The sequence below is a fragment of the Sellimonas sp. genome (assembly GCF_047234585.1).
Lineage (GTDB): Bacteria > Bacillota > Clostridia > Lachnospirales > Lachnospiraceae > Sellimonas > Sellimonas caecigallum.
Genome location: NZ_JBKSWG010000025.1, coordinates 21,924 through 33,937, shown reverse-complemented (window position 1 = coordinate 33,937; position 12,014 = coordinate 21,924). Strand labels below are relative to the sequence as shown.

Here is a 12,014-nt window from a genome sequence, read left to right as displayed (position 1 = left end):
GTTCAACGCCAGCACCTGCTGGCTGTGATCACTCAGGATTCCGAGAGATCATTATTTATCAAGCTGATGCTCCAAAAGATCCACGGACACCAGCGTCGAAACCCCTTTTTCCTGCATTGTGATCCCATATAGCCGATCTGCCGCTGTCATCGTCCCTCTACGGTGAGTAATGACAATAAACTGCGTGTTTTTCGTAAGCTTATGCAGATACTGGGCAAATCTCGTCACGTTGGAATCATCAAGTGCTGCTTCGATCTCATCCAGAAGGCAGAATGGAGACGGTTTCAGATTTTGTATTGCAAAAAGCAATGCGATGGCGGTCAGCGCTTTCTCGCCTCCTGAAAGCTGCATCATATTCTGAAGTTTTTTGCCCGGAGGCTGAGCGATGATCCTAATTCCAGCTTCCAGGATATCTTCCTCCTCCAAAAGTTCCAGTGTCCCTTTTCCGCCGCCAAAAAGCTGCCGGAACACAGAATCGAACTCTTTGCAGATACGAGCAAACTGTTCTTCGAACTGCTTTCTCATGGCGGCATCCAGCTCCTGGATAATCTGTTTTAAAGTAGCCTCTGCCTCCACGAGATCCTCATACTGGCCTTTCAGAAATTCGTACCGATCTTCCAGATTCCGGAAATCTTCAATGGCATTGACATTGACATTTCCAAGCCCTTTGATTTTTCCTTTGATCCTCTGGGCTTCTCTTTTCATGGAAGCCAGATCTGTTAAACTCTCATCCCGGTAGGAAAGAGCATGATTGTAGGTAATTTCATATTCCTCCCACATATAATTCTGATGCTTTTCCATCGTTTCTTCAAGAGTTTCTTTTTTTCCAGACAGCCGGAAACATTCTTTGTCAAGATCCGAAATATGAACCGACATGTCGTCACGTTTTTTCAAAAATGTCCTGAGTTTGACCGCCAGCTCTTCCCTCTCCTTCTGATAGGTTTGCGTAAGCTGCTGGATTTCATCTATAAGTTCCCCGGCATCTCTGATCTTCTGTTCCGTCTGTACGATCTGTCTTTCTTTCTCCTCAATGGTATCTTTCGTACTTCCGCGGCTTCTGTCCAGCTCATCCATTTCTTCCATGAGTTTTGAACACTCTCTTTTGATACGTTCTTCATTTTCCTGAAGGAATACTTCTTTTTGTCCGAGCTCGGCAAATGCAAGATGTGCCTCTTCGGCCATCTGATGCAGTTTCTCCTCTTCTTTCTTTTTCTGCTCTAAGAGGATCTGTTCTTCTTCTGCACGGTCTCCAAGTTTTCTCTCAAGCTCTTCTGACGTCCCCAGTTCAATCTCTATGGATTCCCGGTTTTCTTTCATTTCCCGGATCTTTGCATCCAGCTCTTCGTTTTCTCTGATCAGTGCTGCCTTCTTTTCTACGATCCCGCGCTGATGTTCCTGCACCTGATTCAGGTTCATTTTTGCTGTGTTCTGGATGACGAAAACTTCTTGGAGCTCAGCTTTTAAATCATCCATCTTCCCATAGAATGCCGCTCTCTTCTTTTTGGCTTCCTCAACGGTGGTTTCCATCTCATCCATGTCTTTTTTGAGAAGCTGAACTGTCTTTTCAAGCTCTTCTATTTCTCTGCGTCTTCCAAGGAGGTTTCCGGCATTCTTAAATGCACCTCCTGTCATGGATCCTCCGGGATTCAAAAGCTCCCCTTCCGGTGTGACCATTCTTATGGACTGTCGGTATTTCCTTGCCAGCCGAATTCCCGTATCAATATTGTCCACTACAACTGTGCGACCAAGCAAGTTCCCTGCCAGCTCTTCAAACTTCTTTTCCGTTTTCACAAGAGTGTGGGCAAGACCGATAACCCCTTCTTCCTCCAGCACCTCCGGCCTGGAAAACGGGCTCGATTTTACGCTTGTCAGTGGCAGAAATGTCGCCCGTCCGAACTTATTTTTTTTCAGATAGCCGATCATCCGCTTAGCAGTCTCTTCATCCACTGTCACGATATTCTGTATACTTCCGCCAAGCGCTGTCTCCACCGCAATCTCATATTTTGCATCAACAGAAATGATATCCGCCACGACACCAAGGATCCCGGCCTCCCTCTTTTTCTGTTCCATCACTCTTCGGATACTGTTTCCATATCCGTCATAGCGCTCGGTAATATTTTTCAGAGATTCCAGCCTGGACTCCTCCCTGTGATATGCGGCCTGTCCAATCTGAAGTTTTTCGTTTCCCTGTGTGATCTCTGTCTGAAGTCTTACAATCTCTGCTTCATATCCGCTGATGGTTTCCTGATATCCGCGAATCTTTTCCGATGCTTCCTGAAGCTCTGCTTTGTATTTCTCATACTCTGCCCGGTACACTTCCACCTTCTGTGAGATCCCAAGCAGCTCTTTTGCAAGCTCAGCCTTCTGTACCCGGATCTGCTCCTGTAGGGTGTCAAAATGCTGGATCTGCGCTTTTGTGGACGCCCGGCCAGACAGGAGTTTTATGATCTCCTCTTTCTTTTCTTCAATGGAAAAACTGATTCGGGCCATCTCTTCCTGAAGTGCTCTGAGCTTTTCTTTCTCAGCATTTTCCATTTTTTCCCTGCGCTTTACTTCCAAATGAAGATTTTCTTTTTCCTCTTCCAGATTCCGCAGTTCACCCTTACGATTTTCCAGTTCCTCGGACACGGTTTTTCTTCTCTGGACATAGTGCTCGTCGCTTGAACGGATACTTCGAATCTGTTCCTTAAGAAGCGCGATACTGTTCTCCAACTGCTGTTTCAAAAGCACAGTCTCATTGAGCTGTCTTCTTGTTTTCTCAGTCTCCGCCTCGATGGCGTCAGAACGAGTCTCCACTTCCGCATATTCCTCTTTCATGTCCTCGTACTGTTTCTTTGCACCGGAAAGCTCTTCTTCAGCCCCTTTCAAATCCTCCTGTACCCTTTGGGATTCCTTTTGTATCTTTTCTGTCTCCATCAAAAATACATTAATATCCTGCTTTTTCAGTTCTTCCCGCAGCCTCAGGTATTCTCTTGCCGTCTCCGACTGCTTTTTTAACGGGCCGTACTGTTTTTCCAGCTCAGAAAGGATGTCCGTCACGCGAACAAGATTCTGCTGTTCTTCGTCCAGCTTTTTCAGAGATGCATTTTTCCTCCGTTTGAACTTGACGATCCCCGCAGCCTCATCGAAGAGCTCTCTTCTTTCCTCTGGCTTTCCGCTCAGAATCTTATCTATCTGTCCCTGTCCGATGATCGAATACCCCTCTTTTCCAATACCGGTATCGTAAAAAAGTTCGTTGATATCTTTCAGACGGCATGCACTTCCATTGAGAAGATACTCCGACTCGCCGGAACGATAGATCTTTCTTGTGACCGTTACCTCCGAAAAATCCACCGGCAGCTGATGGTCAGAATTGTCAAGTGTAATGGCAACTGACGCGTAGCTTAAGGGCTTTCGGTTTTCTGTCCCGGAAAAAATGACATCCTGCATATTGCCGCCTCGCAGCTGCTTTGCCCGCTGTTCTCCGAGCACCCATCTTACCGCATCTGCTACATTACTCTTCCCGCTTCCGTTTGGCCCTACAATTCCGGTAATCCCATTATGAAACTGAAATAAGATTTTGTTTGCAAATGATTTAAATCCCTGCACTTCAATACTTTTTAGATACATATACCACCTGCTATTTTCCTTGTAATTTCAGGATCGCCTGATATGCCGCCTGCTGCTCGGAAGCCTTCTTTGTCCGTCCCTCTCCCATTCCAAAAATTTCCCCGCCTATTCTTACTCCAGTTCGGAATGTCTTGTTGTGGTCGGGACCTTCTTCCTGCAAAAGCTCGTAGACAACCCCTGCATCGGAGGAAGCCTGCACCATTTCCTGTAAGATAGTCTTGCTATCAAAAAAGAGCTGCTTGTCCTCCAGATCGTTTAGGATAAAACGGTGTATAAACTCTTTCGCACTAGCAAAACCACCATCCAGATAGATTGCCCCGATCAGGGCTTCCATCGCGTCAGATGTCACGGAATCCCGCTTTCTTCCCCCGGTAGCCTCTTCCCCTTTTCCAAGCCGGAGATATTCCCCAAGCTCAATATCTCTGGCACAAAAAGCAAGAGACGGCTCACATACCATACTGGCACGCTTTTTCGTGAGTTCTCCTTCCGGCATCGTCCGGTATGTAAAAAACAGATATTCACTGGATACAAGTTCCAGCACTGCGTCGCCGAGAAATTCCAGCCGCTCGTTACATTCGTATTTTTTCATATGCTTTTCATTGACATAGGAGCTGTGCCGCACCGCATGTTCCAGGAGTGATTTGTCCTTGAACTGGTATCCTATTCTCTTTTCCAGATCTTTCAATTTTCTCATAAATCCCCCATTAACACGAAAAAGCCCTGACGGGCTTTTCCGTATCTATTTTCTTAATTATTTGTCGCAGTTCTGATCTGCTCTACCGCATCTCCGACAGTAGCGATCTTTTCTGCATCTTCGTTATCGATCTCAATGTCAAATTCTTCTTCAATTCCCATGATAATCTGGAAAATGTCCAAAGAATCTGCTCCCAGATCATCTACAAATGTCGTGTCCATCGTGATATCTGCTGTATCCACGTTTAATACATCTGCAATAATTCCCTGCAATTTTTCAAATTCCATAGTCACATACCTTCCTTAACTGTTTTATTCTTCCTCTTTTTGAATGCATTCTTTGATTTTTTCATTGATTCTCTGTTCTTTAAAAGTTACGCACTGAATGATGGAATTGCAAACTTCCTTTGCCTTGGAACTTCCATGCGTCTTCACAACAAGCCCATTCAAACCAAGAAGAGGGGCTCCGCCATACTCGCTTGCATCAAATCCCTTCATTGTCTTTTTGAGAGCCGGCTTGATCAAAAGGGCGCCTATCTTTGTCCGCAAATCCTGCATCAATCCTTCTTTGATCTTCTCCATCAGCACTCCGCCTACGCCTTCAAACAGCTTCAGTATGATATTTCCGGCAAACGCTTCACATACAATGACATCCGCATCTCCATATGGTATATTTCTTGCCTCGATGCTTCCTGTAAAATTGATATCCTTGCACTCTTTCAAAAGCGGAAACGTTTCTTTTACCAGTGCATTTCCCTTTTCCTCTTCCGCTCCGATATTTACGATCGCAACTTTCGGATTTTTGATTCCCATTACATGTTCCATGTAGATCGATCCCATCTTTGCGAACTGCACCAGGTGGGATGGCCGGGCATCAACATTTGCCCCACAGTCGATCAACAAAGAGAATCCTTTTTTCGTCGGTAAAAGCGGGGCCAGCGGCGGACGCTCCACACCTTTGATCCTGCCGATCAGAACCTGACCTCCTACGAGAACAGCACCTGAACTTCCCGCCGACACGAAGGCATCCGCCTCGCCGCGCTTAACCATTCCCATAGCTACAACGATAGATGAATTTTTTTTCTTCCGGATCGCGTTGACCGGCGGCTCTGCGGTTTCGATTACCTCATCAGCATTGACAATCTCAATCTGCTCTTTGTCGTAAGTATATTGCTGAAGCTCTTTCTTTATGATTTCCTCTTTTCCCACAAGAGCCACTCTGATATCCTTACGCTTGTTCACTGCGTCCACAGCACCTTTGACAATCTCTACAGGAGCGTTATCTCCTCCCATGGCGTCCAGTGCCACCTTCGTAAATTCTGCCATGCTTCTACCTCCTAGCATTCTAAAAACAATTCTACTAGACATTGCTGTAAAAATCAATGTTTTTCTTTTTTTCTGCGAGATGTCTTTATCAGAAGTCTCCTCCGACATGATTCTGATTTCTTTTTCTCAGCGCATTCGTAATACTTCTGGACACGACATCCACAATATTGAAGCCAAACGCAATTGCAAGGCAGGTCGTAAACAAAAGGATTCCTTCACTTACTGCCAAATCCATATCGTTGCTTACGCAGCCGTATAAAAGATAGTAAAGATTCGGCCCCGGTATGAGCGGAAACACCGACGCTGTCAGGAAAATTGTGGACGGTGCCTTATTGATACGTGCCATGATGTATGCATAAAATCCAACAAAAACTGCCGCTATCAGCGTAGCCAGGAAATTGCTCGGCCGAATCTCATACACAAGTGCATAGATCCCCCATGTAATAAAAGCCCCAACGCTGGAATAAAAGACCTGTCTTCCCCGCACCTGGAACCACATGGCAAAACCGGTACATGCAATGGTACAGGAAATTAACTGCAAAGGAATCCCCGGAGCCAGCATAAACGCTTCCATAGGCGTTCTGTCAAAAATCATCATGGCAAGCGCAATGCCAAGCGCAATCCCTGCCGCTCCCAAGAAAGAATTCATAATATTGATGGAACCGGATATAAAATCTCTCTGAATCAGTTCCCTGATTCCGTTTGTCGTTCCAAGACCACTGATCAGAAGCATCACAATCCCTATCATGATTCGATCCGGATGCAGACCAATTCCACATTTCACAGCCCAAATGATGATGACTTCCGACAAAAACGCAAGAATCAGATTGTAGATCATCAAATTTCCTTCCCTTTTGCTTAGCCATTTCCCCACAATGACAATCATCAAAGAGACGATAACCGCCACAATCGCATCTTCGAAATTTGATCCAAAAAAGACAGCAAATCCTGCCCCTCCCATGATACCGGCAAAATATCTTGCTGCAGGATGCTGCGGCTTTCGATGCATGACTTCCATGTATTTTTCCCTGAGTGTATCTTCATCCGGTGTGTTAGCACAGACATACCTTGATAAATTATTCAGATAATCTAAGCGGTCAAAATCATTTTCCGACGTCTCGATATGCCGGATCTGTGTGATAAATTCTCCGTCCGGCGTCTTTGCAGTAACCTGGATATTGCTCGGTATGACAAAAGCATCGTATCTTGTAAATCCGTAACTTTTGAGCATTCGGTAAAGTGCCTCTTCAATCCGAAAATTCTCGGCGCCGCTCTTTAACATTTCTTCGCCAATGTCCAAGATTTCTTCAACAATCGTGTTGTAATTCATAAACACATCTCACTCCATTTCTTTTGTGTCTTCCCCAAGAGAATCATAACATCATTTTCAAAAAAAGGCACCTGTTTTTTTCTATATTTTTTCCAGCTTTTATCTATATACCGACAATGACGTCTCAAACTTGCTGATTCCGCAATCTTTTCAGTCTTCAAAAAAAACAGCAACCGTATCTGATTGCTGTCTTTCTTTTCATATATTATGCTTTGTTATGCCTTTTTCTTCTTAGCAAGAAAATCTGATATATTTTTCTTTATCATGAAGATGATCAGAATCGCTCCCACATAGCCATTCAAAACGTAGATCACATTTACGAGTGTTCTGAACGGGAGGAATAATCCGACGATAAGACCGATCACTGCAAGGACGACCGTCAAAATCTTAAACTTTGGCGTTCCTTCTTTTGCAAATCGGGATGCCGGGTTATAAAGCAGCGGAACTGCCGTTGTATAGATTCCGGCAAATACTACAATCGCAAAGATTGCAGAGAAAGGTTTCCAAATCTTCATGGCAAGAATCAGGTTCGGGATATCAGCATTCCACACATATGCGCTTCCATCCTCCAGAGGTGTATTGATATTCGCAATCTGTCCGAAAGAAATCAAAGCTATTGCAATACATACCGCCAATGTACCACCTATGATACCATAATTGAGATCCTTCTTTTTATTTTTAGATCCAAGAGCCGCTGTAAAACTTGCAAACCACAGAAGGACAAATCCTGCGTAGGACAGACCGGAAATCAGCCAGTTTGCTCCGGCATTTTTGATCGTTTCGCCTTCTGCCGCTCCTGCATATGCTCCTGTCCGGATGACTTCCAGACCAGCTCCGATATCGGCCCCGTCACGAATGCAGGTCACAAGGCCAATGAAGATACAAAGGACAACAATGATTGGACCTACTACACCAATTGCATCAACAAGGGAATTTAATCCTCCCACTACTGTGATAACTGTCAGAACTGTAAGAATAACCGCTCCTGCCCATGTCGGAAGTCCGTATTCCTGATTCAATGTGGATGCAGCTCCCCCGATCATAACCCAGAATGACATGTAGCAGAAAATGGTGGAATAGTAATCGTAAAATGTTCCTATATATTTTCCACAATAATATCTATACACATCATTGCCGTGTTCGAATTTTTCCTCTGCTCCTGCTTTTGCAAAATTGAAATTATAGTACAAAAACGCAACTGCAAAAACAAGGATTACCAGAAGCGACTGCCAACCATACGCTGTGAAATACTGAATGATTTCCTGTCCGGTTGCAAATCCTGACCCGATCGTAAATGCGATGACCGCTCCAGCCAGAATCAAAACTCTTTTCCAGCTGACCGCTCCGTTTTCTTTGCCCATAGAGTCCCCTCCTATCCTTCATATAATAATGGAAAAGCGGGCACAGTACGAAATGCACCGTACCCGCAAATTACTTTTTACTCGCGACTTCTCTTTAGAAGTTGTCTTTTTCAAATACCGTCTGTCCGTCTACTTCTGTCTGGAGTGCTTTCAGAGCACGGCGTACCATTCTCTTACGGATCTTCTTGGAATCCACTTCGCCCTGAGTAGGATCGCCAAGAGGATACGGGATACCAACACCTGGGATGATTCGGTTTGCACCAATCGTAAGGGAAATCGGAACGACTGTTGCCATATGTACTACAGGAACCCCATATTTTTCGATTCCTTTAACCATCGTTGCACCGCAACGAGTACAGGTACCTCATGTGCTGACGAGGATAACACCGTCAACATGTTCTTTCTCTGTGAGGATCTTTCCGATCTCATCTCCAAATTTAGCCGCAGATCCTGTGGCTGTTCCTGTACCTGTCGTCGTACAGAAGAAGTTGACAAGTTCGCCGAATTCTCCGTCTTTTTCCATTTCTCTCAAAACGTCAAGCGGAACGACAAGGTTCGGATTTTCCATAACAAACTGGCGGTCATATCCACCATGGATCGTTGTGAATTTGTCTGGTGTCATCTCATCCATATCTTCGATGGAGTAAATGCCAAACTTCGTTGCATTGGAAGATTCAATATGATCCGGATTTCCTACCGGAACAACTCCACCTGATGTTACGACAGCAATCTTTGCGTGTTTGATATCTTTGATTGCCGGTGCCGGCGGTACTCTGTCAAACTTCGGCATCGGAAGATCTGTCTCGAACGGTTCTCCTTTCATCTTCTTTACAAGCATCTGGATCGCACGTTCGGATCCTCTCTCTTTTGCAAAGTAGTTGACACGGATACCTCTCTCGTGATAGTTTTCTTCCTCAGGTCCAAGGATCTCTTCGCCTGCTGCCATCTTCTTGATAATGTTTACCATGTACGGCAGTACCTTTCTCATCGTAGCTGCAGAATCTCCTGTTTTCACGATGATTACGTCTTTGCGGAACATGTCAACGCCCGGGTTTTCCTCGTAAGCTGCTGTCACAACCGGGATTCCCAGTCTTTCTTCCACAGCCTTACAGATCGTACCACAGGCAACACCATAACGTCCTGCGTTAAATGCAGGTCCAGCTACAAATACATCTGGTTCGTATTTTTTGACCATTTCGATAATTGTATCTGTCGCTTCATCCAGATTTTCTCCGAAATAGTTGTCGCCGCAGATAATTGTAGCTGCCAGTTCAAAATCTTCTCCAAGAGCATCGACAAGTGCTGTGCCTGGTCCTAATGCTTCCTCTCTTACTTCTGGTTTGTAATCCGCTTTTTCTTCTCCGCCGATTCCGGCAAAGAACTGATTGATATAATGAACAATTTTATATTTTGCCATATTGGTTCCTCCTCTCTGAAACTAAATCAATATCCCTTCGCTGCAAGGCAGTTAAATCCATTTGCGATGGTAGAGGCAATGATAATCTGAAGCTCTGCTTCGAATGATCCATCTTCGTTGACACAGCCTGCCCATCCGCCAATCTGGCTTTCAATGTAGTCCATTGTACCAATCACTTTATCCATAGCCGGGAAATGAAGTGTTGCATTTCCCTGTCCGCAGGAAGCAAGTGCCGTAGCTTCGTCACATGTATCGGCCAGTGACTGTGACTTTCCGTCTTTTCCTGGGAACTCATCTGTGATCAGAACGACCTTAACGCCTTTTTGCTCTACCTTCCGGCAGTTCATCATAAGGTCTGTATCCGGGTTTCCGTAACCTTCTTCTGTGATGAGCACTCCATCCAGTCCCATCCATTCGGCCAGTTTTGCAACCATATCGGAATGTCTCTCTTTATCTGCAAGGAAAACGTTTTCGTTTGTCAGGATCACGCCCATGAAATTGATATCTTTTCCATGATGTTTGTAGCAGTCTTCGATAACCGGATTGTGGAAATGATGGTATGTCGTAACCTTATCACAAGGTGCCACACAGTTTCCGGATACAATGGCGCCGTCCATGATTTCTGTCGGATACATAAAAGTCGGAACAAACTGTTTTGCATCCACTCCATAATAATATGTATCATGGAGGAGTCCCTGTGATTGAAGCATATGTACATATCCTACTTTCGGAAGATCCGGGTACATCTGAGCCTGCTCAAAAATTGGCTTTGTCTCAAATGTTTCCAGTGTATCCGGTTCGATATCTCTTCCTGCTTCTCCCAGATATGCAGCGACTTTTAATCCTGCCATACGTCCTGCTTTCTCATAGACATGTGTCTCAAGTCCTTCTTTCGGCTCAATCACAACACACAGGTTCACTGTCTTTGAGAACGGGCAGTAATCTGCTGCAGGTCCGCTCATATCGATGACACCTTCCTGGAATCCAACAATGCGGCCGACTGTCACAACGCAGCATCCATCCAGCGCGTGAGTACGTCCTTCGCCTGCCGGCGGCGTTACTTTTCCGATCATGCCAGGGAAAATTTCTCCGCCTTTTACTTTTACGCGAGGCTCAATCACGTCCTTAACCGGTGTGATACGTGTCTTGTCGCCCGGACGTGCGATGTCAAGGCTGCAGCCCAACAATTTGTCGTCTTCAAGGACAAGTGCTTCTACTTCCTCTTTGTTCACGTAAAGGACATGGTCTTTCACGTACGTTTTCTCTGCGAATTGGATGTCATTGATCTTAATCTTGCCTAATTCCAATTTCATAGAAAATCCCTCCTTCTTTTTGTAATCGCGATAACTTTCAATCAAAAAAATAAAGATTTATCTGTTACCTCTATTTATGATTTCTATATATGCATTATATATTTTTGTTTGTTTTTTATCAAGTTTTTCCTGAATCTTTTTTATTTTTGTCTATTTTTCACATTTTTTCTGTCTTTTTTTATTGCACTTTTCAATAGAGCCATTTTATAGATAATATCTATAAAGGCTTCAGGCGCAGTTTCCTGCTCCCGAAGCCTTTATATCCATCCTTATTCCATCTGATATTTTGTATATCCCTTCAGATTTTTTGCCAGCATTCGTACAATCTCTTCGATATCTCGGACAAACTGGCGCACCATCAAATTAATACTGTCATCATCAGGTTTCTCATCACAGACGGTCTTAAAATAGCCTTTAAACAGCATACAGACCATTCTGTTCAAAATAATTGCTTTTTCCTCATCTATCGCATCGGCTCTAATACAGTTCCGGCACATCTCATAATCTCTCCCCATAAAATCGGAAGTCTGAAGCATCCGATGAAACATGCGATTGGAAGAACCAATCGTCTCAGGGAACATAACATAGTACTCTTTTATAGAATTTCTGAGCTTATTATTGTCATAAGTAAAAAACAAAAGATTATATGCCTCCGGCTTTCGAAATGCCTCCATGGAGTAACAATACCACACCCCAACATAAATATCCCAGACATTAGTCCAGCCTTTTTCAGCCCTATTCAGCCTTCTAATATAATCATTCATCTCCCCAAGCTCTGCATAGTAAAGAAGCTCGTCACGATTTTCAAAATACCGGTAAAGACTTGCCGATGAACACCCCATTTCTTTTGCAATCCTACGTATAGAAACTGCCTCAATCCCTTCCTGATGGATGATCTCGTTTGTTCTTGCAATATAATCTCTTCTCGTAAGTCCTTTAAAATATTTTTCTCTTTTCACATTTTC

The 12,014-nt window shown here is 44.3% G+C and carries 9 protein-coding genes; all 9 read right to left on the bottom strand.

Features of this window, described 5'->3' with window-relative positions:
• Nucleotides 1-51: 51 nt before the first annotated feature.
• Nucleotides 52-3,609, bottom strand: coding sequence for a chromosome segregation protein SMC (gene smc / locus ACLROL_RS10100; protein ID WP_413067765.1), 3,558 nt, complete (start codon nucleotides 3,607-3,609; stop codon nucleotides 52-54).
• A 10-nt stretch (nucleotides 3,610-3,619) separates the two neighbouring features.
• Nucleotides 3,620-4,303, bottom strand: a complete 684-nt coding sequence (gene rnc, locus ACLROL_RS10095; RefSeq protein WP_221919803.1) for a ribonuclease III — start codon at nucleotides 4,301-4,303, stop codon at nucleotides 3,620-3,622.
• Between the two features lie 53 nt (nucleotides 4,304-4,356).
• Nucleotides 4,357-4,590: an acyl carrier protein gene (gene acpP / locus ACLROL_RS10090; RefSeq protein ID WP_413067764.1), complete on the bottom strand. Its 234-nt coding sequence runs from the start codon at nucleotides 4,588-4,590 to the stop codon at nucleotides 4,357-4,359.
• 24 nt (nucleotides 4,591-4,614) lie between these two features.
• Nucleotides 4,615-5,628, bottom strand: coding sequence for a phosphate acyltransferase PlsX (plsX, locus tag ACLROL_RS10085; protein WP_246599161.1), 1,014 nt, complete (start codon nucleotides 5,626-5,628; stop codon nucleotides 4,615-4,617).
• Nucleotides 5,629-5,716: 88 nt separating this feature from the next.
• Entirely contained in the window at nucleotides 5,717-6,958 is a 1,242-nt protein-coding gene (locus tag ACLROL_RS10080) for a threonine/serine ThrE exporter family protein (protein WP_413067763.1), read from the bottom strand.
• 215 nt (nucleotides 6,959-7,173) lie between these two features.
• Nucleotides 7,174-8,319, bottom strand: coding sequence for a hypothetical protein (locus tag ACLROL_RS10075; protein ID WP_087210638.1), 1,146 nt, complete (start codon nucleotides 8,317-8,319; stop codon nucleotides 7,174-7,176).
• Between the two features lie 94 nt (nucleotides 8,320-8,413).
• The gene (gene grdF, locus ACLROL_RS10070) at nucleotides 8,414-9,736 is read right to left on the bottom strand and encodes a sarcosine reductase complex component B subunit beta (RefSeq protein ID WP_221919804.1); all 1,323 of its coding nucleotides are present in this window, start codon (nucleotides 9,734-9,736) and stop codon (nucleotides 8,414-8,416) included.
• Nucleotides 9,737-9,762: 26 nt separating this feature from the next.
• On the bottom strand, nucleotides 9,763-11,049 hold the full coding sequence (grdG, locus tag ACLROL_RS10065; protein WP_087201398.1) for a sarcosine reductase complex component B subunit alpha: 1,287 nt from the start codon (nucleotides 11,047-11,049) through the stop codon (nucleotides 9,763-9,765).
• A gap of 269 nt (nucleotides 11,050-11,318) precedes the next feature.
• Nucleotides 11,319-12,008, bottom strand: coding sequence for a TetR/AcrR family transcriptional regulator (locus tag ACLROL_RS10060; protein ID WP_087201400.1), 690 nt, complete (start codon nucleotides 12,006-12,008; stop codon nucleotides 11,319-11,321).
• Nucleotides 12,009-12,014 lie beyond the last annotated feature (6 nt).

Bases quoted from the DNA above. Each gene is read 5' to 3' on its own strand.
- smc (WP_413067765.1), bottom strand. From the start codon at position 3,609: ATGTATCTAAAAAGTATTGAAGTGCAGGGATTTAAATCATTTGCAAAC.
- rnc (WP_221919803.1), bottom strand. From the start codon at position 4,303: ATGAGAAAATTGAAAGATCTGGAAAAGAGAATAGGATACCAGTTCAAG.
- acpP (WP_413067764.1), bottom strand. From the start codon at position 4,590: ATGGAATTTGAAAAATTGCAGGGAATTATTGCAGATGTATTAAACGTG.
- plsX (WP_246599161.1), bottom strand. From the start codon at position 5,628: ATGGCAGAATTTACGAAGGTGGCACTGGACGCCATGGGAGGAGATAAC.
- ACLROL_RS10080 (WP_413067763.1), bottom strand. From the start codon at position 6,958: ATGAATTACAACACGATTGTTGAAGAAATCTTGGACATTGGCGAAGAA.
- ACLROL_RS10075 (WP_087210638.1), bottom strand. From the start codon at position 8,319: ATGGGCAAAGAAAACGGAGCGGTCAGCTGGAAAAGAGTTTTGATTCTG.
- grdG (WP_087201398.1), bottom strand. From the start codon at position 11,049: ATGAAATTGGAATTAGGCAAGATTAAGATCAATGACATCCAATTCGCA.